At 55.4% G+C, this 24772-nt stretch carries 21 protein-coding genes and 1 pseudogene; 10 read left to right on the top strand and 12 right to left on the bottom strand.

What is annotated here, in order from left to right; translation table 11 throughout:
* The first annotated feature begins 76 nt into the window (after nucleotides 1–76).
* The 10 genes from fabF to Pla100_RS17060 all read left to right on the top strand — a co-directional run bounded on the left by fabF (nucleotide 77) and on the right by Pla100_RS17060 (nucleotide 12300).
* Nucleotides 77–1357 (top strand): beta-ketoacyl-ACP synthase II, encoded by a 1281-nt coding sequence (gene fabF / locus Pla100_RS17105; RefSeq protein ID WP_146578916.1) that lies wholly within the window; start codon nucleotides 77–79, stop codon nucleotides 1355–1357.
* Nucleotides 1358–1396: 39 nt separating this feature from the next.
* Entirely contained in the window at nucleotides 1397–2092 is a 696-nt protein-coding gene (locus Pla100_RS17100) for a response regulator transcription factor (RefSeq protein ID WP_146578915.1), read from the top strand.
* Between the two features lie 18 nt (nucleotides 2093–2110).
* Nucleotides 2111–2650, top strand: coding sequence for a flavoprotein (locus Pla100_RS17095; protein ID WP_146578914.1), 540 nt, complete (start codon nucleotides 2111–2113; stop codon nucleotides 2648–2650).
* A gap of 53 nt (nucleotides 2651–2703) precedes the next feature.
* Nucleotides 2704–4356: a putative manganese-dependent inorganic diphosphatase gene (locus Pla100_RS17090; protein ID WP_146578913.1), complete on the top strand. Its 1653-nt coding sequence runs from the start codon at nucleotides 2704–2706 to the stop codon at nucleotides 4354–4356.
* Nucleotides 4357–4816: 460 nt separating this feature from the next.
* Complete coding sequence (argC, locus tag Pla100_RS17085) at nucleotides 4817–5875, top strand: N-acetyl-gamma-glutamyl-phosphate reductase (RefSeq protein ID WP_146578912.1); 1059 nt, start codon at nucleotides 4817–4819, stop codon at nucleotides 5873–5875.
* A 7-nt stretch (nucleotides 5876–5882) separates the two neighbouring features.
* A complete protein-coding gene (locus Pla100_RS17080; RefSeq protein ID WP_146578911.1) occupies nucleotides 5883–6974 on the top strand; it encodes a DegT/DnrJ/EryC1/StrS family aminotransferase in 1092 nt (363 codons plus the stop codon).
* A gap of 404 nt (nucleotides 6975–7378) precedes the next feature.
* Nucleotides 7379–7576: a type II toxin-antitoxin system HicA family toxin gene (locus tag Pla100_RS32450; protein ID WP_146578910.1), complete on the top strand. Its 198-nt coding sequence runs from the start codon at nucleotides 7379–7381 to the stop codon at nucleotides 7574–7576.
* A complete protein-coding gene (locus Pla100_RS17070) occupies nucleotides 7573–7821 on the top strand; it encodes a hypothetical protein (RefSeq protein ID WP_146578909.1) in 249 nt (82 codons plus the stop codon). The genes Pla100_RS32450 and Pla100_RS17070 overlap by 4 nt, the downstream gene beginning before the upstream one ends.
* 239 nt (nucleotides 7822–8060) lie before the next feature.
* Entirely contained in the window at nucleotides 8061–10847 is a 2787-nt protein-coding gene (locus Pla100_RS17065) for a DUF1592 domain-containing protein (protein WP_231603160.1), read from the top strand.
* Between the two features lie 43 nt (nucleotides 10848–10890).
* Nucleotides 10891–12300 carry a DUF1552 domain-containing protein gene (locus tag Pla100_RS17060; protein WP_146578908.1) on the top strand — a complete coding sequence of 470 codons (1410 nt, stop codon included), beginning with the start codon at nucleotides 10891–10893 and terminating at the stop codon, nucleotides 12298–12300.
* A gap of 267 nt (nucleotides 12301–12567) precedes the next feature.
* Here Pla100_RS17060 and Pla100_RS17055 read toward each other — a convergent pair whose 3' ends face one another.
* From Pla100_RS17055 to Pla100_RS17005, 12 genes and pseudogenes are all read right to left on the bottom strand, one after another.
* On the bottom strand, nucleotides 12568–12828 hold the full coding sequence (locus Pla100_RS17055; protein ID WP_231603159.1) for a hypothetical protein: 261 nt from the start codon (nucleotides 12826–12828) through the stop codon (nucleotides 12568–12570).
* 684 nt (nucleotides 12829–13512) lie between these two features.
* Entirely contained in the window at nucleotides 13513–14673 is a 1161-nt protein-coding gene (locus Pla100_RS17050) for a transposase (protein ID WP_146578907.1), read from the bottom strand.
* A gap of 130 nt (nucleotides 14674–14803) precedes the next feature.
* A complete protein-coding gene (locus Pla100_RS17045; RefSeq protein WP_146578906.1) occupies nucleotides 14804–15376 on the bottom strand; it encodes a HEAT repeat domain-containing protein in 573 nt (190 codons plus the stop codon).
* The gene (locus Pla100_RS17040; protein WP_197168021.1) at nucleotides 15373–16656 is read right to left on the bottom strand and encodes a polymorphic toxin-type HINT domain-containing protein; all 1284 of its coding nucleotides are present in this window, start codon (nucleotides 16654–16656) and stop codon (nucleotides 15373–15375) included. Before Pla100_RS17040 ends, Pla100_RS17045 begins: the two co-directional genes overlap by 4 nt.
* A gap of 191 nt (nucleotides 16657–16847) precedes the next feature.
* The gene (locus Pla100_RS17035; protein WP_146578904.1) at nucleotides 16848–17585 is read right to left on the bottom strand and encodes a hypothetical protein; all 738 of its coding nucleotides are present in this window, start codon (nucleotides 17583–17585) and stop codon (nucleotides 16848–16850) included.
* A gap of 1 nt (nucleotide 17586) precedes the next feature.
* Complete coding sequence (locus Pla100_RS17030; protein WP_146578903.1) at nucleotides 17587–18948, bottom strand: polymorphic toxin-type HINT domain-containing protein; 1362 nt, start codon at nucleotides 18946–18948, stop codon at nucleotides 17587–17589.
* Nucleotides 18949–19072: 124 nt separating this feature from the next.
* Complete coding sequence (locus tag Pla100_RS17025) at nucleotides 19073–19444, bottom strand: hypothetical protein (RefSeq protein WP_146578902.1); 372 nt, start codon at nucleotides 19442–19444, stop codon at nucleotides 19073–19075.
* 365 nt (nucleotides 19445–19809) lie between these two features.
* Nucleotides 19810–20952, bottom strand: coding sequence for a hypothetical protein (locus tag Pla100_RS17020; RefSeq protein ID WP_146578901.1), 1143 nt, complete (start codon nucleotides 20950–20952; stop codon nucleotides 19810–19812).
* 340 nt (nucleotides 20953–21292) lie between these two features.
* Nucleotides 21293–22513: a DUF1559 domain-containing protein gene (locus Pla100_RS17015; RefSeq protein ID WP_146578900.1), complete on the bottom strand. Its 1221-nt coding sequence runs from the start codon at nucleotides 22511–22513 to the stop codon at nucleotides 21293–21295.
* 74 nt (nucleotides 22514–22587) lie between these two features.
* Entirely contained in the window at nucleotides 22588–22758 is a 171-nt protein-coding gene (locus Pla100_RS30885; protein WP_197168019.1) for a hypothetical protein, read from the bottom strand.
* A 347-nt stretch (nucleotides 22759–23105) separates the two neighbouring features.
* Nucleotides 23106–24119 (bottom strand): AraC family transcriptional regulator, encoded by a 1014-nt coding sequence (locus tag Pla100_RS17010; RefSeq protein WP_231603158.1) that lies wholly within the window; start codon nucleotides 24117–24119, stop codon nucleotides 23106–23108.
* 369 nt (nucleotides 24120–24488) lie between these two features.
* Nucleotides 24489–24772 (bottom strand): annotated as a pseudogene (locus Pla100_RS17005) (hypothetical protein); the annotation flags it as partial.

Below are 24772 nucleotides of genomic sequence, written 5' to 3'. Positions count from 1 at the left end.
GATCATCTTGATCCCTCGTTGACTGTTTTCACTATTCCTATCCACGCACAAGCAGCGAACTTAGATCGACTCGCCCATGACGGTTTCTCCTGACCCCACACCAGCGGCTCCTAGCGGAGGAGCGGCTCGACGTGTCGTGATAACCGGCATCGGAGTCGTGACGTCGTTGGCATGCGATGTGGAGCTTTTTTGGAAACGACTAACGGCCGGTGAAAGTGGAATTCATGACCTGCGGATCATGGACACCAGCCGCTACAAAGTGCATTTCGGTGGCGATATCCCCGATTTCGATGTGACCGAACATGTCGAGCCCAAGGAAGCCAAACGGCTTGATCGGTTCACCCAATTCGCCGTTCATGCCGGAGCCCAAGCGGTTTCCGACAGCGGTATCGACTTTTCGACGCTTGACCCGAGACGATGTGGCGTGATCCTCGGTTCGGGGATCGGCGGCTTGAACGAGATCGAAGAACAAATCGAGCGAATGCTTAACAAGGGCCCCGACCGGGTCAGCCCTTTTACGGTTCCGAAGATGATGGTCAACGCGGCAGGTGGCAACATCTCGATCCGCTATGGCCTCAAAGGCCCCAACTTCGCCGTCGCCACCGCGTGCGCCAGCGCCACCAACGCGATGGGCGATGCCGTTCGCAGCATCCGCAGCGGTGAAACGGATTTGGTGATCACCGGTGGCAGCGAAGCGGCCATCACTCGGATGGGCTTGGCTGCGTTCCAAAACATGAAAGCGCTTTCGACCCGTAACGATGATCCGATCCGTGCCAGCCGGCCGTTTGATCTCGATCGAGACGGTTTCGTGCTCGCCGAAGGGGCCGGGTTGCTGGTTTTCGAAGAACTGGAAATGGCACAGGCTCGCGGTGCAAGGATCTACGCCGAGGTGCTCGGCTATGGAACGACCAGCGATGCCGGCCACATCACCGCACCCGATCCCGATGGGAACGGGGCGGCCGAAGCGATGCGTTTGGCGATCGCCGATTCCGGGCGATCTGCCGACACGATCGATTACATCAATGCACACGGTACGAGCACGCCGTTGGGTGACAAAGCCGAAACCCGCGCGATCAAAGCGGTTCTCGGCGAGAACGCATCGAAGGTTTCGATCAGTAGCACGAAGGGTGCTTTGGGGCATTCCCTCGGTGCGAGCGGCGGGATCGAAGCAGTGATCCTGTGCAAGACGATCCAAACCGGTGTCATCGCACCAACGATTAATTTGGATTCGCCTGATCCTGAATGTGACCTAGACTACGTTCCCCTGACCGCTCGTGAGCAACAAGTTGATCTTGCGATGAGCAACAGCTTTGGATTCGGCGGTCATAACGCCTGCGTCGTTCTCGGTCGTCTCTAGCTCAAGGCGACTTCTTCCATTCTCACATCGGTTAGTCTCATGAGCACCGTTCCTTTCGCTCGCATTTGCGATGAATCCGACAACAAGGATCTGGAACCGACCGTGTTTCTAATCGATGACCATGAGGTGGAATTGGATCTGATGTACCGTTGGTGTCAGCGTGCCGGCTTGAATGCGGAAGTATTCGATGACCCCAATGTTTTGTTGAGTCGTTTGGATCACGAAACGGTCGGATGTGTTGTGGCGGATCTGCGAATGCCACAAATCAGTGGTTTGGAACTGCAGGCTGAAATCGCGAGGCGCGATTTGATGATGCCGGTCATCTTGGTGACCGGTCATGGGGATGCCGAAAACTGTCGAGCGGCCTTCCAGCAAGGCGTCTTTGACTTCATCGAAAAGGGATTCGATTCCATCCAGTTCATCGAGTCGGTCGAACGAGCGATTCGAAAAAATCAACGCGATCGATTTCGTCACAGCGTTCGACGGGAAGCTCGGGAAATTCTTAAGACAGTCAGCCCACGTGAGAACGAAGTGATCGGGTTGCTTGCTAGCGGCATGCCGCTTAAGGGAATCGCTCAAGTGCTCAACATCAGCGTCCAGACGGCTTCGAAACATCGCACTAGCATTTTCACAAAGCTGGAAATCGACAACGAAGTCGATCTCTACAAGATGTTACTCGCCGCCGAAGTCGACATTGATGCGATGCAACCTGTGTCACAAGCATCCGACAATTAGACAATCGGTCTGGATTTCATGTCATCATCGACCACCAAGATTGTCCTGGGCATTGCCGGCGGAATTGCCGCGTACAAAGCCGCTGATTTGTGCAGCAAGCTGGCCCAGGCCGGATTTCAAGTTCAAGTCGTGATGACCGACGGGGCGATGGAGTTCATCGGCCAGTCCACCTTGGCGGCTCTGTCGGGCCGCCCTGTCGCGACGAGGTCGTTCGATCCGCGTTTCCCGCTCGGGGCTCACATCGAACTGGTTCGCGACATTGCCGCGTTCGTCGTCGCGCCGGCAACCGCTTCGGTGTTGTCGAGTTTCGCCCACGGTTCGGCCGATGATTTGCTTGGGACCATGTATTTGCAAAACACGGCACCGGTTTTGCTCGCTCCGGCGATGAGTTACGCCATGTGGCATCAACCCAGCGTGCAACGAAACGTGACGACTTTAATCAACGACGGTTGTCAAATGATCGGCCCCGAAAAAGGATGGCTCAGTTGCCGTGTCCAGGGTGTCGGACGGATGAGCGAACCGACTAAGATTATCGAAGCGATTCGAGCAATCGTCTAAACGGATTTCCCCGCCGCCCGTCGGCTGCTCATTCTTTACTTTGATCGAACAACATGACCGTCCACGTTTTCGGACACCGAAACCCCGACACCGATGCGATCTGCAGTGCCCTGGCCTATGCCGATTTCCTCAAACGCACGACTCGCCCGGATGCGATCGCCGCGTGCTGTGGTGCCCCCAATGAACGGACCGAGTTTGCGCTGCGGCAAGCCAAGGTCGCGTTGCCTCGGATCATCATGGACGTCCGTCCTGAGCTCGAGGACATCTGCAACCGCGAGGTCGTTTTCGCTCGGCCCACCGACGTGTTCTATGACGTCTACCAACTCATGAACGCCCACGGACTGCGTTCGATCCCCGTACTCGACGACAACGACCGACTGCTCGGATTGCTCACGCTTTTGGACCTGCTCGAACTGGTTTTCGTGGGCAACGTCGACCCCACCTCGTCGCGTGGCGTTCGATCGAGTTTAAAGAGCATCGTTTCGGTTCTTGGCGGCAAATTTCAGTATGAGATCGATGCCGAAGAGCAGGAAAACTTGATCGTCACCGTCGGTGCCATGAGTGCCGGCGGATTCACCGATCGCTTGAAAGAATTCCCGCCCGAGCAATTGCTCGTCGTCAGCGGCGATCGTCCAACGATCCAATTACCCGCCCTCGAGATGGGTGTCCGGGCTCTCGTCGTAACCGGGGGATTCGAGTTATCCAGCGGGCTGATCGAACTGGCCCGCAACCGAGGCGTCGCCGTGATCACCAGTCCCTTAGACACGGCAACGACGACGATGCGGATCAAAGCCGCCCAAATCGTCGAAGATGCGATCGAACGGAACTTCGAATCCTTGCCTGCTAAGATGCCCGTGACCGAGGCCAAGCAACGGATCTATCGATCCACCCAGGCTGTCTTTCCGGTCACCGACAACAACAAACTGATCGGCGTGCTCAGCAAAAGCGACCTGGTGCACCCGCCGCGCCCCGAATTAGTCCTGGTCGATCACAATGAACTCGGGCAAGCCGTCGAGGGTGCCGACGAGGCCGATATCATCGAAGTGCTCGATCACCACCGGCTTGGCGGGTCGCTAAAATCGACCGGGCCGATGCGGTTCATGATGGACCCGGTCGGTTCGACCTGTACCCTCGTCGCACGTTTGTTTAGGCAAGCCAAAATCGATCCCGAACCAGGCATTGCGTTGTGCATGGCTTCGGGAATCATCAGCGACACGTTGTACCTACGCTCGCCGACGACGACCGATGTCGACCGCGATATCTTGCAATGGTTGCAAGGTTACTGCAAAGTCGATCTCGAACAGTTCGCGACGGACTTCTTTCAAGTCGGCTCGGCACTGCGAACCTGCACCCCAGATAAGGTCGTCCGAGAAGATTGCAAGCAGTTCGAAGAAGGCGGCAAACGGTTTTCCATCTCTCAAATCGAAGAGATCGGATTCGACCTGTTTTGGCAACGCAAGACGGAACTATCCAAAGCGCTCGAACGACTCTGCCAAGAACTGCAGTTGGAGTTCTCTGCCCTGTTGATTACGGACATCTCGAGCAACGGCAGTTTGTTATTGATGAGTAGCGAGCCGGAAGGTTGGGAAGAAATCAATTATCCCCAACTTGAAGACAACCTTTATAAACTCGATAACGTCGTCAGCCGCAAGAAACAATTGTTACCATTGATTAGCAGCCTGCTCGAATTGACCCCGAATCTGTGAGAGTTTATCAGCCGACGGGCGTTAGCCCCGGTTAACGGTCGGCACTCGTTCCCAGGCTCCCGCCTGGGAACGCACTGTCTTGGAGGCTCTGCCTCCCGATAATCGAAGCGTGACGCCGTACGTCGAATAGTTTTCAATTCAGCATGTCTGTTGAAGTGATTCGGTTTGTTAGTCGATTTGGCGCTTGCGGGCTGTTGATTTAGTCCTCATCGAAACCCGAAGCGTGAGCGAGGGATACATACAAAGGACTTAATGGTGATGAATCCCTCGCTCACGCTTCGGGTTACGATTAAATCAACACGCCGCTAGCCACGGTTCCCACTTAACCGGGGCTAGCGCCCAAACGGCTAATTCAGTTAAGCGGAAAAATATCACCCAACGTGCTTAACAAACAGTGATTGCTCTCGGCTCATGTTTGAGTTTAAGTTCATGTTTAAGTTTAAGTTTAAGTTTTTGTGAAATGAAATCCAACACACTTCGCGTTGCTTTGATCGGTTCGACCGGGTACACCGCTCTGGAAGTTGCCCGGTTGCTGCTCGTCCATCCGCAGGCGGAACTAACCGTCGCGACGAGCCGCGCCGACGAAGGCAAACCGCTGTCGGAGATCCATCCGTCGTTGGCCGGACGCTGCGAAATCGCTTTGCAACCGTTCGATCCCGATGCGATCGCCAAACAAGCTGACGTGGCGATGTGTTGTTTGCCGCACGGCGCGTCCGCGCAAAGCGTCAAGGAATTGGCCGACGCCGGATTGCGGGTGATCGACTTTAGTGCCGACTTTCGACTCTCCAGTGTCGAACTTTACGAACATTGGTACGGTGTCACCCACCCGTGGCCCGAACGGGTCGGCAACGTCGTCTACGGGATGCCGGAATTCTTTGCCGATCAGATCGCGACGGCCGACGTCGTCGCCAATCCCGGTTGTTATCCGACGTCGGCGATCATGCCGTTGGCCCCGTTGGTGAAGGCCGGATTGATTCAAACGACCGATATCATCGTCGATTCCAAAAGCGGCGTCAGCGGAGCCGGCCGTTCGCCAAAACTTGGCACGCTGTACTGCGAAGCCAACGAACAGATCGCGGCCTACTCGGTCGCCTCGCACCGCCACGGCCCGGAAATGCAAGACCTGATTCAACGAATCAGCGGCAGCGAAGTCGAAGTCCTCTTCACGCCGCATCTAACGCCGATGGATCGAGGCATCTTATCGACCATCTATGTTCGCCCGACCGACGCCGCCGGTTCCACCCCCGAAGCCATCGCCGAAAAACTGATGGCGACGCTGCGCCAAACCTATCTCGGTGAACCGTTCATCCACGTCGTCGATCACCTTCCATCGACCAAGCACGTCGCCACGACCAATCACGTGCAAATGACCGTCCGCGTTTCAGGAACCTCTAACCGCCCCGGACGAGCGATCCTCGTTTGTGCGATCGACAACCTGACCAAGGGGGCCAGCGGCGCGGCGGTGCAGAACATGAACGTGATGTTCGGCATGAATCAAAGCAGCGGATTGAGCGGTTAGAGGGCTGATGCCAATCACTGCCGACCCTTCCCGATGGCCGGTTTGGCCGCCCTGCGATCCGGCGATCGAGCGGTCGATCCAAGAGGCTTGGAGGTCGGGCCAGTGGGGACGGTATCACAGCGATCTGGCTGCCGAACTGACTCGGATCATCCAAGACCGATACGACGTGAGCCACGTGCGATTGTGTTGCAGCGGCACGATGGCGGTCGAATCGGCGTTGCGTGGCGTCGGCGTCGGACGAGGCGATGAGGTCGTCGTCGCGGCCTATGACTACCCCGGAAATCTCCGGTGCATCGAATTGTTGGAAGCCACACCCGTGTTGGTCGATGTCGAATGCAATGGCGTGACGATATGCCCGGCATCGTTGAGGCAACTCGACCGACCGGGAATCAAGGCGGTGTTGTTCTCGCACCTTTATGGCCAACTCGCCGATGTCCAATCCCTGCGTCAGATCTGCCAGGATCGCGGTTGGATGATGATCGAGGATGCCTGCCAGGTTCCCGGTGCGGGTTGGATCGAAGGCGACGCATTTCGACCGGTTGGTACTTACTCCGACGTCGCAACCCTTAGTTTTGGCGGCAGCAAACCGTTGACATGCGGAAGCGGTGGTGCCGTTGTGACCCGTGACGATCGGATCGCGGCTCGAATCCGTTCCTATGCCGAGCGGCCCAGTGACACGTTCGGGCTCTCGCCGCTGCAATGTGCCGCATTGATTCCGCAGTGGCCGACGCTCGCAACCATGGATGATCACCGGCGCGAGAGTGTGCGGCGATTGATACAACTCGATTGGCAATCGATCGGCGTGCGAATCGTCCAGCAAAACTGGACAGACCTGCGAACGTCGTACTACAAACTTGCTATGGCCGTATCCGATCCGATTCAACGCGCCGACTTGCGACATCAAATGTCAGCCATCGGTATCACCTTAGGCGAAGGCTATCGCAGTTCGCATCGGATGAGCCAACGCCGGGTTCACAAGCCCTTGAGTTTGGCCAACGCGGCCACGTTGGCCGATCAGATCGTGCTAATGGATCATCGCTATCTGCTCGCCGAAGAAGTGGCCGAACGCGTCGGCCAATTTGTGCGAGGACATAGCTAGCGGGCTGTTGATTTTGTCTGCATCGTAACCCGAAGCATTAGCGAGGGATAATTGACATTGACTCATTCCTCGCTTACGCAGCGGGTTACGAAAAACCAATGCCACAGCCAAATGTGCCACAGCCAAATGGGTCAGGTCTCTTTGATGAGTACCACAGCCAAATGGGTCAGGTCTCTTTGATGAGTAAACCAACAGATACACTAGAGTGGAGTAGATTTCTAACGGTAGCCAATTGCCGAATCATGCCGCCGGTGTCCCGGTGGTTAAGCCACTCGGTGTCGGCCGATTGACGATGGCCTCGTCGGGTTTTCCCTTCGATGTGGCGGCGTTCGTCAGGGCGACTGGAATCGCGATCGGGCAGAGGATAAGATGCGAGAGAACCTGATTTTTGAAAGGAACTTGTTGTGCCAAGGAAGATTCGCGAACTCGTTGCTGATTTGGAAGCAGCAGGCTTCGAGGATCGCGGAGGAAAGGGTAGCCATCGAAACTTTGTTCATCCGAAAGTTGCGAAACCACTTACGATTTCAGGGAAAGCTGGCGACGATGCGAAGAAATATCAAGAGCGAGCCGTTATCAAAGCGATCGAGGAGTCCAAATCATGAATGCTGCTGCTAGATACGTAAAGATCGTTGAATGGTCCGACGACGATCAGTGCTTCGTCGGAAGTTGCCCTGGCCTATTTTACGGTGGATGCCACGGGGACGATGAAAAATCGGTCTTTGCTGAACTCTGCCAGATCGTCGAAGAAACGGTCAAGCTGTATGAAGCAGAAAGCCGCCCCCTGCCACCAGTAACGTCCGGGTACGACTGGGCAAACACGATTATGAATACAACTACAACCAGTTGAGAAACTGACTATCACCGAAGAAGCATCCTCTGGCGGCGACGAACGCCTTCGGTGCAGCACCGACGGGTTCCTGTCTTTTGCGTGCCATTGTGGTATAATGGGCTCGTCCAATCGGTGACCGGCATGTGATCGCAACGATCACGGCTGGGGGCCCAACACCTCCCCCCTGTTGGATCCCGCCTGCATTCATCTGACTGGAAACGTCCGGTCATCCCACCCGATGCGCCCCACCGATGTGAATGAGATCACAAACAGCCAGTCGTTATCGATTGTTCTTGTCGTTGCTTTGGGCGACCACCTTAACGCTATCTACGCTCGCCAGCGAACTCAGGGGTGAGACGACGACAACCGTGTCGACTCCCGAACTACCGAGCTTGACAGAGCTCAAAGCAACCGGAATGCAACGATCAAGGTTCAAGGCTTCTTCGAACGAGGTCCATGCGGGGCAGTTGAGTTCGTCGGTGACCGAGTCCCGTCAAGCCGATCTGTCGGCGTTTGAAACCACCGTCAAGCCGCTCCTGCAGCGTCACTGCATCGACTGTCATGGCCCTGATACGACCGAAGGAAACATTCGGATCGATACACTCAATCCTGATCTGGTTAACGGTGAGGATACCGATTGGTGGGCGGAAATCTTCGCGGTGATCACCAAGGGCGAAATGCCGCCACCGGATGAAGGCGATTTGGCGGACGAGGAACGTCAAGAGTTGGTCGATTGGTTGTCGGCCGAGTTGCACACCGCCTCGATCGTCCGTCGACGTACTGCGGGCCGCTCTTCATTCCGACGAATGACACGATATGAGCACAACTATGCGCTGCAAGATTTACTCGGATTGCCGTGGGATTTCGCCGGTGACCTGCCACCCGAAGCTCACTCCGCTGATGGTTTCCAAAACAGTTCCGAGCTATTGCATCTGTCGGTTTCGCAATTCGAAACCTATCACCGCATCGCTCGCAAGGCATTGCGACGCGCAATCGTCATTGGCGACCGCCCCGAAACACTCCACTGGAACATTCCGATCCGAGACGCCGCTCAACGCGAGTGGGATAAACAAGACAAGCAAATTAGCAAGCTCGAAAAGGAGCTGAAAGACGATCCGACGAAGTTGGCCATCGAATTGGAAAAACTGCGAAACAGTTTCACCAGCCCTCGTAACTCGGCCTACTACCACGATCGATCTACCGATCGAACCGCTAAAGCGGAATGGGATTATCCGGGGGCTCGATACGCATTCGCCCCGACGGAGAAAGCGGCGACGGACCAGGCAACGTCGTTTCCCGATGTCGACGACTGCGTGGCGATTCTGCCCAACGGACGCGGACCGCGACTGATCATTGAATTGGGCAATCGATTGCCCGATGAAGGCACGATGCGAGTGACCGTCCGCGCATCGCGAGTCAACACGACGGAGGACGATATCCCTAGCATGCAGTTGTTATTCGGTTGGCAAGCGAGTAACGAAGGCCGTGCGTTGTTGCCGGTCAGCGACGACGACACGCCCGTCACGGCGTCCCCCAACCAACCTCAACTGATCCAATGGGACGTCCCGCTCGGCGAGATCTATCCCCGCAATTCGGTCCGCAAAACATCGCTGATGGGCACGACACCGAGTCCATCGGAGTACATACGGTTGGTCAACAGTTCCGTATCAGCGTCCGAGATCCAGATCGACTACGTTCATGTCGCGGCACCGGTCTACGACCAGTGGCCGCCCGAGTCGCATCGGAACATTCTCGTTTCAAGCGATGATTCCGATGACGAGCCAAGTTATGCTCGTGAGATCATCGCGAAGTTCATGAGGCGGGCTTGGCGACGACCGGTCACTGACGAGGAAATCAACGCGAAATTAAAACTGTTCGCCGCGATGCGACCGCAGTGCGAGACGTTCGAAGAAGCCGTGATCGAAGTCCTGGCGACGGTGCTCTCGTCGCCTCAGTTTCTTTACCTCACCGCTACATCAACTGGTTTCGATTCTAAAACAACGGATAGCCAATCGAACCGCGACGATCAATCGCGATTGAACCTCCACGCGTTAGCCAACCGGCTATCGATTTTTCTGTGGTGCAGCGTTCCCGATCCTGAATTGCTGGCCCTGGCCGAATCCGGACAACTCGCCGATTCAGAGGCGTTGGTCGCTCAGGTTCAACGCATGCTCGACGATCCCCGCAGCGAACGATTTTCTCAGCACTTCGTCCATCAATGGTTGGACTTGGAATTACTCGAGTTTCAGAATTTCAAGCAAAACGTACCCGGGTTTGATCCACTGTTGAAAGAGGCCATGCTATATGAACCGGTCGGCCTATTTAGCGAAGTGCTGAAGTCAAACGCCAGTGTTCTTGACTTCGTCCATTGCGACTACACCATCATCAACGAACGACTCGCCCGTCACTATGGATGGCCGAACGTGAAAGGAAATCACTTTCGACGCGTCACGATCGGCAATGACTATCGACGTGGTGGGCTACTCACGCAGGCGGGAACGTTGGCGATGAACTCGGACTGGCCCGACTCGCACCCACTCAAGCGCGCGATCTGGTTACTCGAAAGCATCCTGGCGGATCCGCCACCTCCCCCGCCGCCGGCGGTACCGCAGATCGACTTGGCCGATCCGGAGATTGCCAAGATGACACTGAAGGAACGAATCGAGGATCACCGCAACCATGCCGCTTGCATGTCGTGTCACGTGAAGATCGATCCATGGGGTATCGCGTTTGAAAACTACGACGCGTTAGGGAGGTGGCGGAGTGAAATCCGAGGCAAACCGGTCGATGCGTCGAGCGAATTGTTCAATCGTCAAACACTCGATGGGATGGATGGTTTGAAACGGTTTTTGCTGCAGCATCGTCAAGATCAGTTCGTTCGAGCGATGGTATCCAAGCTAGCCACTTATGCGTTAGGACGCTCCCTCAGATTTGCCGACCAAGCCGACATCGATGCGATCACCGCTCAAGTTCGACAAGAAGGCGACGGGTTGCGAACAGTCGTTCAAACCATCTGCCAAAGCGACCTGTTTCGGTCTCTGTAAGTTCAACACCAATCCAAGAGCCTATCCGAAAAGGGGTCTGACAATGACATGGAATCGAAACACGATCGATCGTCGGCGATTTTTGCGAGGTACCGGCACGGCATTGGCCGTGCCACTGTTCGGTTCCTTGGTGAGCCCGCTTGCCCGCGGTGAACAACCTCGACCGAACCCGAAACGCCTCGCCTGTTTTTACTTTCCCGACGGGGTACCGATGCCCTTGCCGGAGGATCCTGCTTATCAGGATTGGGCTTGGTTCCCGCACGGCAGTGGCCGCGATTTCACGTTCTCGAAATGCATGGAACCGCTCGAACCGGTCAAGAACGAGCTAACCGTGTTGTCTGGATTCTCTCATCCAAAATCACGAAGCGTGCACGGGCACAACAATGCGGACCAATTTCTCACCGCCGCGTTGACCGGTGGAGGCGATCGCGAATACGAAAACACAATCTCCTTAGACCAGGTGTACGCCAAACATGTCGGCGATCAAACTCGCTTGGCATCGCTGGTGATGTCAACCGACGGCGGAACCGGAACGGCACGGGGCACGCACACGATTTCTTTTGATCATCGTGGGCGACCGATCCCCGCCGAACATCGCCCCAAACAAATCTTTGACCGATTGTTTGTCAAAAGCGACGTCGACTCGGCGCGACGGTTGGCACTCAGTCGCAGCGCACTGGACGAAATGCTCGACGACGCAAATCGCATGCGACAATCGTTGTCGACCGCCGATCAGCGCAGTCTCGAGGAGTACCTCGAGTCGGTTCGCCAAGCTGAAGTTAAAGTCGCCAAGGCCAAACGTTGGTTGGACGCACCACTGCCGAGCGTGGACGGCGATCAGTTGAATTTGGAACTATCCACCGACGAGCCGCGTGAATACCTGCAAACGATGTTTGACTTGATTTTCCTCGCGTTCAAGACCGATTCAACTCGCGTGGCGACCTACCAAATCGGGCGTGAGAACGGAGTCGGACGCAGCGATCATTTGGCTCGCGCGGTCGGTTTCAATCTTGCTCATCAACTCTCGCACGAAACCAAGAACCCCGACGGTTGGAAGAATTTTGGAATCTATTGCCGTTTTCTGAATGAAGAGTTCGGACGTTTGATCGGCAAACTGAAGGCCACGCCCGAACCCGCCGGCACCGGAACGATGTTGGACAACACCTTGCTATTGTTTGGTTCGGCATCGAGTGCGTTTCATTTGTCTCGGAACTACCCGATCATCTTGGCGGGCGGGCGACAAATGGGATTCCAGCAGGGCCAGTACCTCAATCATGCCGGTTTGAACTTTCAAGGCGGTCCGTGGTTGGGTGAACGTGAACCATGGCAAGACGAAGCCAAGGGTGAGGACTTGCCGCTTTCAAACCTCTACGCGACGATGCTCGAGCGTCTTGGAGTGCCTACAAAATCGTTCGCCGACAGCACCGGAATGATCGACGGCTTAATAAGCTAGACTTCACTCAGAATTACTTCCCGGCTCAATCCTGCAACGCTCCGATTTTTCAATCACAGAGGCACAGAGTTCACAGAGAAGTCCACGCGGGGACTCTGTGTTCTCTGTGACTCTGTGCTTCAATTGAGGAGACTGGAGCTTGGGGACACGACACTTTGCCAGCTCATCCGCTTGTAGCTTAACGGAGCTAAATCCCTGATTCAACAAGAGTCGCCTGCACCGAAGCCTCGACGGCTTTGGTTTTGCCGGGTCTGGCGGCGTTTGCGATCAGAAAAGTACATGCCTCATCCACGATCGGCCTGTTGGGCCGATGAGCTGAAGCAAATAAGAAGCTGATCCAAACCAAGTCGCCTTGTATCGATCTTGGAAAAAGCGACCGTGTTCTTCGTCCTCGCGGTTGGCCCGCATTGCCACACGCGGGCACAGCAACCGCATCCACCAACTCAGATCACTCAAACGACGCCGAATCTCTTCACGCTTAATCGGACAACCGGCGATGGAGTTGATCTCCGGCTGGGTCGGTTTCATCGGCGAACCGTCCGCCTTGCGATGGTTCGGGCACAGCATCATCCAACGACGGGCGACTTCTTCATCGCTCCAGTCGGGCGAGCCGACTGGGGGCGGGCCACCGATGGGCTTGCCCCATCGGAGCCACAGGTTACCGGCTAGAACGAAGCCAACACCTTGAAACCTCCCACCAACGACAAACAGACCCCGACGGGCTTGTCCCCGTCTGGTGAATCAGGTTCACGAGCTACAAGTCAGGTTGGTTTTCGGGTTTCAGGCCTAAGGTTCATTCGATTCTGTTGATCGAACTCGTGTCCTTCTTCGTCTCGACAGTGCGATCACTCACTCACTCGCAAAAACCGAAGAACCCAACCTGACGCCGTCGCGAGTTTCTTCCAGGAGAATCTAGCCCGGCCCGGCACACGCCTCCCCACCGAACACCAACAGCTATAAGGATGGTGCCAGCGTCAAGATGGTGCCAGCCACGTTCCATAGCGTAACGTAAAGATGGTGCCAGACACGGTCCATGGAGGAGTTAGCTGCCGCGTGGGATGCTCGATTTTGGCTGGGAAGGGCCTCGAGGACGCTTTCACGCAGTGTCTTGCTGAAGATTCAAGCGGCGGGATGCGGTTTTGGGGGCCCGATTGTGCAATCAGCGCAGCAGTAAACTCAGGCGATTTGATGGCTGGCAATCGGACCGGCTGGCTAGGCGAAGCAGGCCGCACCGGAGGCCTGGCCTCGGTAATGGTGGCGGCCCGTCTGCTCGGCGTGTTGCTTCATCGACTCCGGTCGACCCACGCACACGCTCTTACCAAAATAAGGCTGCCAATTCCAAACCAAATCACGCCACATCGAAACATCAATCCCGAGTTGCGACAATCGCTTTGCCAATGCCTCGGGGACTTTCGCCTCGGCGACCTCGATCGCCTGGTCAGCGGTCCAGCAAAGCAGCGACCAATAGTCCTTCCACGACAGGTTCAAAAAACCACGGTCGCTACTGCGCACGCCCTCGGCGTGAACCTCCGCGTCGGCTGACAAGACGTTTGGTTTCAACGTCAAAGGGCTCAGCCAAGCGTCACGCAAGATTCGCCGCCCGGTCGGATTTCGACGCTTGGCTTTGTGTTCATCACGAAGCTTTTCAACGGGCGTCTCGCGAACCCTTCGCCCCGCCTCCTCCGTCGGGATCGGCTTCAAATCGAACGCGGCTGAATCCACTTTCGCGCCCTTTTCCCCTTCGGCCCGGTCGTGAGCACTGGTGAACTGGCATCCTTCAGGGCCACCCGTGATTGCCGCTCGCACCGGGTTCAGGTCAACGTACATGCTGCACGCCAGTAACCCGGCTTCATCGACGATTCGCTGTGCCTTGAAGCGTCCTTCCCAAAAATGGCCGGTGCATTCGTCTTGTTTATTGGCCATCCGGGCGATCGGTTCGGAAAGCGCTCGCATGAACCAGGACACATCGGACAACCGCCGGCGGACTTCCGCCAAGCGTTCTTTGTCTCGCGCCAGCGTTTTCACATCGTTTTCGGTGGGTTCTGCCAGATGCTCCTCCATCCGCCGGCCTGGAAAGACACGCAGCCATCGGATCGCGACTTCTTCGTCGGACCAGTGGGCACAAACATCGGGGCGATTGCGCAAGATTTGGTGGATATGGTTGCTCATAATGGCATAGGACAGCACATCCACAGCGAACACAGACGCAAGCGCTTCCATCCGCCTGCGAATCCATTCCTTTCGGAACGAGTAGTCCACGCCCGAGACCGGGTCGACCCCCGCCAGCCAGGCCCGACGTATACATCGCTGCACACAGTGGACGACACAGACTTCATCGGCTGAGAACTGCTCAATTCGCGGCGGGCGTGGCATCGGAAAACTCCAAGGTTCGAGTCATTGATTCGCGTCATCCTACGCATCGGCCGTTGCCCAGTCAATGGTGGCTGGCACCATTCATTTCCCAAGGTCGCGTTTCCCCAAGGTCCCGTTCCCAAAACCCGAATCAGATCCCACGCGAAGCGTTTCTATCACCGCTCATGCGAAGTAGTTGCCTGCACTCTTCCTTGATCTCAGTGGAGTTGTGCTCGATTGCATTACTCAGAGCAGTTCTGCCCTCTACACCTCCAATCTCACTAAGTGACTGGATAGCTTTTTTTGCAGCCCAATAGTTCTCGTCGATCCCTGGGAACCCATCGTCCCAAACCACATTTACTAACGATGGAATTGCTCTTTTATCACCAGCCTCTCCAAGCAGTTCGATTATGTCTTCGTTAGCAATATTGCCGTCTCGCAATTCCAGCAATTCACATAGTAACGGCACGAAATCGGATGGAATAGAATCTCGAGAAACTAAAAACAGAAGTATTACTTTAATTCTTCCAATTAACCGTTTGCGTGCCGCGTCAGTCAGCTCATGCAGAATGTCTGCAAAAGTAAACCTTTGGTTATTCCAAAGTGATTCCAAGTCCGCAAGTCCATAAGGGTTTCGGCCGAGTTGCTTCTGCTCCTCAATAAACGCCGAATTATTGAGTTTGTTCGCCTCACTCTGAACAACCTCTTTCAGTATGTTGCTCATTCGACTACTCCGAAAATAAGATTGCTATTGTTGAAAATTGACAGGGTCTCTTCACGAAGCCCATAGTTCTCAACACCGCGTTCAAGTTTTACATGAACAACATTCTTGCTTCCATTCGAGAGCGCGGCAAAACCGGGTACATTGTTACTTGCGCCGTGTGCTCGTAGCTTAGCCACTGTTCCGGATTCTGCATTGAAGCGAACAATTACCTCGTACTTTGAAGGATGCTTGTGAGCCAAGCGTTGCGCATATGATAAGTCCTGTGTAACGAACAATTCGCGGTTCACTCCTCCTTGCTTAAGCGTCAGTCCGCCGTTTTCAACAAGAGAATCGTATTCTCGTTTCGACATCGCTCGATAAAAAACTTCTGCCTTTGTTGCCGATGGCGTAATGTTGAAGACTTCAGGATCGCCTTCGCAGCCAGCATTATGCACCCACAGCGGCGGTCCTCTTGGGGAGGCGCTGACGTGGTAGGTGTGGAATCCGGCGACGCGGAAATTGTAGACCGGGACGCCGCCGGGGACCACTTCGTGGCGCGTTTCAGTCACGACCGATGCGGTGCCGTCGAGTTGGAGCACCTCGTCGCCGATTGCAAGTTCACCAGCGGTGACTTCGATCCCCGGCGTGCTGCCGGACGGGTCAACGACGAAGAACGGATGCTCATCGGTGGTCGAGAGCGCTTGCGCCCCGCCGTCAGCGCCGGTGAACGTCAGATGCCGCAAGTGGTCGCTGCTGCGGTGAAAAACCGCTTCGACCCGCCGCAAGGCAAGTTCTCCCGTCACCGGATCACGCGCCCAAACATGATCGCCCACCTCGATCTGTTCGATCCGTTTGGGCTGAAGCCCCGCAGGCGACGACGCCTCCACTTGTCGCACCTCGGTCGTCACCAACGCGTCGGCGGACGGCGTTTGGCTCCACCAACCCCACGCCCCAAAGGCGATGCAAAGCATCAAGGCAATCAACGCCGGCATGAACCGAGCCGAGCGGGGCGTTTTGGCAACCGACTGTTGAGTCTCGTTCCAATGATCGGGTGAATCCGTTGGCACGCACACGCTATGGGAAGTAGCAGCGTGACATTCAGCCTGCGGCTCCAACGACACGTTCGCGTCGATCGATGAGACAGGTTGTTGGTTGTCCTCGATTTCCCGACTGTCGGATCGACCCAACTGGGCGAACCAATCGTCCGCTGCTTGGGTCGGGTTTTGTATTCCGTGGCCGACCGTCGGGGCGCAGATCGAGCCGGTCAGCACGGGCGAGTCGTCCGCGCTTGGAACAGCCATTACACGGCGGGCAAAGTGAACCATCGCAGCACCGCAGCAAGCAAAAGGCAGAGATCTGAGTTGAAATCGATGAAAACACATCCTCCGTGCGTACGGCAAAGTTGACCCTCGGAAAAGTGCTGTGTCAACATTGTTCGCCGACGCATGCTACGAAAACCGTCTGTTGACATCCTCTCACCGGATGTCAGTCACTAAAGATCCCAGAAAGCATCGTTAACATTGTCGAAGTCAAGCTCTTTGTATCCAGTTTCGAGAACGCGAAGCTTTGGCAATCTGCGTATCTCGGAAACGTCACTACTGGTTAGTCGAGTTCCAGTCGCAATCAATCGCTCAATATTCGGAAAAGCAGTGCAGATTCGCGATGCACCACTTGAGCCAACATGGGTATTTGAGATGTCCAACGAACGAACATACTCGAATCGACAAGCTTCAATCGCATTCGATTCGAATCGAACATTCGTTCCATAAACATCGAGACGACGCAACGATGATTTGCAATTCAACGCCGCAAGCACGGTATCGTCAATGGGAAGATCCGTAAGTGACAAGAATTTAATATCTGTTTGCCGATGTATCCAAGTAACCTCATCTTGCTCCAATCGCTGTTGCCTTACTTTAAGGCGTGATAGACTTTTGAGTATGTCGATCGATGAAAGACCAGTAAGCGATCCAGGAGAAGCGGCTATAAGAATCCATTCGAGTCTGGCGATACACCCCGAATCGATAAGCTGAATGATTGGAAGAGTGCTCGATGAAACGTAAAGAACCTTCAGCTCAGGTAATCTCAACGGCTCACGCAGCCACCCCCGGCACTCCGACATAACCCAGAGCGATTCGATTCCTTGAATCGTTTGTATTTCAAAAATGTCAGACTCCTCACGAATGTATGCCGTACGACGGCCGTCGATCAGTTCAACTTCCAGTGCCATGTTACTTATTCAATTCCAAAAGCAGGTCGTAAAAATTGTCGTAGTCGTTACCTCGTACAGAACGGCCGTTGATAAAGAACGTAGTTTTTTCCAAGAGATTGCGGTCGTCAATGATCTGGCGAAGCTCCCACTCCGTAACGAGTCCCTTACTTCTGGCCGAAAGTGGTCCGGCTAGTTCTCCCGCTTCGAGCCATACTCGCCTAATACTTACGCCATTTAGGTTGAAGTGAATTGCATTTGCATTTGCCAACGTCTCGCGAAACGCAGCCTCGAACTCCTCGATGCTGTCTGAGTCCCAACTCGTCAACCCGTCTTTCGTCCAACCTCGGTTCTTTGCAATAGAAACATCCCCAAGCTCGGCGATGTGGCGAGACTTGCCAAGCCCTACGATCGGACCCTTACCCTGGGCGGGTGGCGTAATGTTGAAGACTTCAGGATCGCCTTCGCAGCCAGCATTATGCACCCACAGCGGCGGGCCTCTTGGGGAGGCGCTGACGTGGTAGGTGTGGAATCCGGCGACTCGGAAATTGTAGACCGGGACGCCGCCGGGGACCACTTCGTGACGGGTTTCAGTCACGATCGATGCGGTGCCGTCGAGTTGGAGCACTTCGTCGCCGATTGCAAGTTCACCAGCGGTGACTTCGATGCCCGGCGTGCTGCCGGACGGGTCAACGACGAAGAACGGATGCTCGTCGGTGGTCGAGAGGGTTTGTGACCCGCCGGTTGCATCGGTGAACGTCAGATGCCGCAAGTGGTCGCTGCTGCGGTGAAAAACCGCTTCGACCCGCCGCAAGGCAAGTTCTCCCGTCGCCGGATCACGCGCCCAAACATGATCGCCCACCACGATCTGTTCAATCCGTTTGGGCTGAAGCCCCGCAGGTGAAGACGCCTCCACTTGTCGCACCCCGGTCGTCACCAACGCGTCGGCTGGCCGTGTTTGGCTCCACCAACCCCACACGCCAAGGGCGATGCACAGCATCAAGGCAATCAACGCGGGCAGCAACCGAACCGAGCGGGGCATTCTGGCAACCGGAGGTTGAGTCTCGTTCCAACGATCGGGTGAATCCGTCGGCACGAACACGCTATGGGAAGTAGCAGCTTGATACTCAGCCTGCGACTCCAACGACACGTTCGCGTCGACCGATGAGGCGGGTTGGTCGCTGTTCTCGCTTTCCCGATAGTCGGATCGGCCCAACTGGGCGAACCAATGGTCCGCCGCTTGGGTCGGGTTTTGCGTTCGGTCTCCGAGCGTCAGGGCGCAGATCGATCCGGTAAGCACGGGCGAGAAATCCGTGTCGGGAACAATCATTAGACGGCGGGCCAAACGAACCATGGCAGCGATGCAGCAAGATAGGGGGACCAATCGGGATCGAAAATCTCTCTAAAAATGCTCTTCTTGCGAGCGGCACAGTCAACTCGTGGAAAAGTACTCTGTCCCTCTGGCTTTCCCCTGGCTTTTCCTAAAGTTGAGGATTGAGTGGCAGCACCTATTTTCGACCTGAATCGAAATAAAAGTCTCTTGCGTATCGATCCCAATCGATACGACTTTCAAGTTGTAATAATTCACGTTGAAGATTGACCGGAAATTCCGAACCAAAGGAGAGAACTGCAAGGTGCGAACCGTAGCCTAAGTCTTCCTCCAATGGAGAGGAATTGAAACCTATTAGCGTGAAGTACGGTTCGAACCGGTCACCGACTACTTGTATTGGTCCACCGGGATAAAGGCGTGCGACCAAAGATTTGATAGCGAGCTCTTCTGTGGCAGCACGCAGATCAATAAATGTAGTGGTCTCACTTACAAAAATGAACGTACTGCTGACACTACGGCCGCCAGGAAGACTCAAATCAATCATTGACATAGCGATCTTAATCCAGAAGTTCGATGACTTGGATGCCTTTCTTCTTCAGATACTGGAACTCAAGCCACGTGAAATAACCATTTGGTTGTCCAGGAACCCGTTGCCTACCTAGCTTTTCAGGATCTGAAACGATATAGAAGGTGTCACCTCTCGAAGAGCCTGGGGACACGACACTTTGCCAGCTCATCCGGATCTAGCTTAACGGAGCTACATCCCTGATTCAACAACAGTCGCCTGCACCGAAGCCTCGAAGGCTTTGGTTTTGCCAGGTCTGGCGGCGTTTGCGATGAGAAAATCGCATGCCTCATCCACGATCGGCCTGTTGGGCCGATGAGCTGAAGTAAATAAGATGCTGATCCCGGACGTTAGTCCGTGACCGCGAATAGCTCGCGTGCCCGGCGACGCAAATGATAACGTCGATGAGTCCCGTGACTCCGCATGGAGTCGACACTGTCGGGGCTACCAGCAACGGTGCAAAACAGCTTGCCGAAGTCGCTGACCAACTCACACCAAGACGCTTGATCCAAACCGAGTCGCTGGAGAAGGGGCGGGACACTTGCGGGTGTCTTGCCACGTTTGCCTGGGGCAGCCTGACGGGCCGTCCAGTCCAATAGTTCCAAGTAGTCCGCCAGCGACATCGCTAAGAATCCCTTGTCACTGCAACGCTCCGGCGTGTCACTGCAACACGGGCCGATCGGATCAAGCAGCTCGTCGATCGAAACAGGCGACAGAAACGAATCGCGACGATGCCGCAATTTCGCGATCGGTTCGGATCGCTCGCCCGTGGCTTCGTCGGGTGGCGTTTGGTGACGTGTCGCTTCGTCGGGTGGCGTTTCGTCGGGTGGCGTTTCGTGAACTTCTTCATGCTCGGCTTGGATTCGCCGCTGAGCCGAGGTGAAATCGCTGTCTTCGATCCGCTCGCACATCGCTGCCCGAATCGGATTGAGATCCACATAAGCCGCACAAGCCAATACAGACGCCTCATCGGTGAGCCGAGTCGCCTTATATCGATCCTGGAAAAAGCGACCGTGTTCTTCGTCCTCGCGGTTGGCTCGCATTGCCACACGCTGGCACAGCAACCGCATCCACCAACTCAGATCACTCAAACGACGGCGAATCTCTTCACGCTTAACCGGACAACCGGCGATGGAGTTGATCTCCGGTTGGGTCGGTTCCATCGGCGACCCGTCCGCCTTGCGATGGTTGGGGCACAGCATCATCCAACGACGGGCGACTTCTTCATCGCTCCAAGTCGCAACGACGTCCGGTCGAGACCTAAGAATCAAATGAAAATGGTTTGAAAGCAAACTATAGCAAAGCAGATCGATCCCGAAATACGCCGCGAATTGCTGCAAATATTCCTCGATCCAGCGTTTGCGATGGTCGAAGTTCTTCCCAGAGACAGGATCATCGCCCATGAGAAAGCACCGTCTGACGGTACGGCTAAACACGTGTCCGACCGCGACTTCGCCCGGATCAAAAACTTCCGCTCGACTCATCCGTGCCATCACGCACCTCAGTGGCTACCAACTCAGCAAACTCGACCCCGTCATGATTACCTCTGCAGGGCGCCAAGTCAATAGCCTCTGCGGTGCTATGTCCCCAAGGTTCTGCGCCCAAGGTTCTGCTCCAAGGTTCTGCTGTGTCGGTCTTTGCTGTCCATCGCTGGATAGTATCAAAACGCTCCTTCATTACCAGCAAACAATAACCGTTCGCGGGCGAAGCCCGTGAACGGTTACAAAAAATCTCCCGTTACTGCACACTAGCAATTCCGTCCGATAGTTGCGGGGTATTCTCGGAATTGCCAGCAGAAAATAACCGTTCGCGGGCGAAGCCCGTGAACGGTTATTAGAAATCTCCGCTGAGCACTTCCTTCGCGGCACGGGTGCCCAGTTCACCCCAGAGGCCGAAAGGACTCTTGGAGCCCGCAGGCAAGTAGTTGTGAACCGTCACTTGAGCCGAATTGGAGTTACCCGCGTCGATCGAATCGGTAATAAATTTCACGGCTCCATCGCCCATCAACACGTGCGTTCCACCCTGGTGCCGACTGCTCGTCGAAACAACCGCTTCTTCGTGCTGATTGCCATGAATGCACAATTCGGAGTTGGGGGCGAGAATGGAATGGAAACCGGTGTACAGCACGATCCCGCACATCCATTTGTTACCGCGAACCTCTTCGGAACTAGCGAAAAGATTGCCGACGCCGGTTGCTGCTGGATTCCAGAAATTGGGACGAGCAGCATCAATCGCGCCACGGCATCGCAGCACGCCCCCGGTATTCCACTGCGCGGCCGTCCGTCCGCCGCGCGTCCAGATATGCGAACGTTTGTCATTGTCACCCAGATCACTGATGATCTCGCCGCACATCATCGTATTGGCGAGTCCATCAAGGATGTCGCGGAACTTCAATGATTTACGATACACGAAGGCACCTCGTGCGGCCGCATTGGAATAGCTTGCTCGGGTCGAATTGCTGTTCCCATTGGCATCCTCGTAGGCGTCATTTTCTCGCGAGCAAGAGTGCGTGGCATCACCCATGCAAGCTGCGTAATTACTCCGGCCAAGACTCGGCAGTCCCTGCCCTGGATCACTCGGGCAGCGGTAAGCCGCAATGTTGGTCATCCATGGAATATACGGGTTGGCTTGCATATTCGCGACCGAGCAACTCGGCAACGGCCCCATCGCCTGATAAACACCCGTAGTGGTTACATACGGATTACTGATCTGTTCCCACAACGCTTGTTGTTCAATGAACGGGGTTATCCCGACCAAGAACGAGAGCCGGTTGAAGCTGTTGCCGCCGCCTGAGGCTCTCGGGTTGGTGTGGTGGCCACCGGTGTTCGACGCCGTTCCGGTACCCTGCTCGGGCAACTGATCGTAGGCCGCATGATAGTTGTGAATTGCCAAGCCAATTTGCTTGAAATTGTTACTGCAGCTCATCCGGCGGGCTGCTTCTCGGGCGGCCTGAACCGCAGGCAATAGTAGCCCTACCAACACACCGATGATCGCAATGACCACCAGCAGTTCTACAAGGGTGAAGCCCGTTCGGCTTCGTGACGTTTGACGCATAGCTCTTACTCCAATATTAAACTAAAAACAGAAAAGACAGGGGGGTGCCTTGGCACTCCCGTGACACGAGATCGTTACTCAGCGATCTCCGTCTGGGCAGCCGGATCCAACGCTTGGTCGCCGTTGACTTCCACGTACGCCTTCATCTCATCTTCAGTGGCAACGACTCCGTTAGAATCACCGCAACCGTTGAGACAACAGCACAGAAAAAACAAGATGGCAGCGAGATGGAATCTTTGAATCATGGCAGGAACCCGTGAAGGAAAAGGCGAGGCAGCGGTCGAGAGTCAACCGCTAAACCAACAATCATAGCGTTTGCCCGCACTAAACCTAGTAAAATCACCCCTTGTTTTGCGACGATCCGCCGCACCCGTCATCGTGTTTAGTGGGGTTCTCGTGACGCCGCCAATGCCGTCGAACTACCGGCAGCCGACACTCCGATCAAAGAAAGCAGTTGTGAATTCCGCTAAGGGAACGTCCACAAATAAGTTACCCAATTTAAGATCATCCGAAGTGCGTTAGCACACGGTTATCACGGGAACCGGACGCTAACGCGTTCCGGCTGATTCGGCAACTTATTTGTGGACGGTCCCTAAGACTTCGGTGGCCGGCCCAGTTTGGGCTTGCGTTGCTCCAGCCAGTCGGATCGATATCTCGACGGCGAAACATGTACGTTTTCAACAAACGTCACTCGCATTCGCTCTTCACTCGAAAAACCTGCGAGGAAGGCCACCGCCTTAACACCCAAGTCTGTTTCGCGGAGTAGTCTTTTCGCGCGGTTGAGTCGACATGCCGTGATCTCTGTTAGGACGCTGTGTCCGATTTCATCACGAAAGCGACGTTCCAACACTCGCCGACTGACCGACAACTGATTGGCAAATCGCTGTACCGTGAACGCTTGATGGCTGTGCGTCCAAATCAGATCCAAGGCTTTCGCGATCAACGGATCAACGATCTCTTTTCTGCGGACCGTCCGATGGCCACCAGGCAGTTCATCCGCATCGGTAATGCTTTCCACCACGCTACCAATCAGCGCCATCGCTTGCAGAGAGAGCAGGATCGAATTCTGAGTCGGATGCTCACGAACGCTATGAAGCACGCGATCAAATGCTCTCGCCAGCGATGTTGGACGCCGCGCTTTCCGAACGGCCATTTCCGGGAAAAACAATCGCAATTCCAGCAACCTGTGCGTCATCGACCCATGAAAAGAAATCCACCTCTCCGTCCAGCCGACGTCGGAATCTGGGCGATAGCGATGCCAAACACCAGGAAACAGAGTGATGATTGAGCCTGGTTCAACAAACATTTCGCCAGTAGGCTCCGACTCGAAGACACCATGCCCTTGGCTAATGAGAATCATCTGAAACTCAGGCAGCACACGGCCTCGCGACCATTGAAAACTGTAGAGTCCTGGGTGGCCTTTCGGTGGATAGATTTCGCCAGCCGGCGCGTTACCACTGCCCAGTCCCGTCAGATACACACCCCACGACATGGCCGTGTCGTTGACGGGCAGGTAATGGTAGTAGCCTTCGTATTGATTCAACGCATTGCTCTTGGTTGGTAGCGAAACACGCCAACGGATTGTCGATTTAGTCGTTTCTGGCATTTCAACAATCAGCCGGAGTGCATTAGCACACGGTTATAGGCTGAGAACCGGACGCCGGCGCGTTGCGGCTGATTAAATCGACAAACCGCCAAGAGTTTCGATAGGGGAAAAGTCCGCTTTTCAAAACCGAAAGTCTTGACGACTTTCGCTACGGGAGCCGTGCCTGGGGACACGGCACTTTGCCAGCTCATCCGCATGTAGCTTGACGGAGCTACATCCCTGATTCAACAAGAGTCGCCAGCACCGAAGCCTCGACGGCTTTGGTTTTGCCGGGTCTGGCGGCGTTTGCGATCAGAAAAGTGCATGCCTCATCCACGATCGGCCTGTTGGGCCGATGAGCTGAAGCAAATAAGATGCTGATCCCGGACCTTAGTCCGTGACCGCGAATAGCTCGCGTGCCCGGCGACGCAAATGATAACGTCGATGAGTGCCGTGACTCCGCATGGAGTCGACACTGTCGGGGCTACCAGCAACGGTGCAAAACAGCTTGCCGAAGTCGCTGACCAACTCACACCAAGAGGCTTGATCCAAACCGAGTCGCTGGAGAAGCGGCGGGACACTTGCGGGTGTCTTGCCACGTTTGCCTGGGGCCGCCTGACGGGCCGTCCAGTCCAATAGTTCCAAGTAGTCCGCCTGCGACATCGCTAAGAATC

Origin of the sequence: Neorhodopirellula pilleata (genome assembly GCF_007859915.1) — a bacterium.
Lineage (GTDB): Bacteria > Planctomycetota > Planctomycetia > Pirellulales > Pirellulaceae > Rhodopirellula > Rhodopirellula pilleata.
Note: the sequence above shows the minus strand (reverse complement) of the source record. Positions and strands in the feature narration are given on the sequence as shown.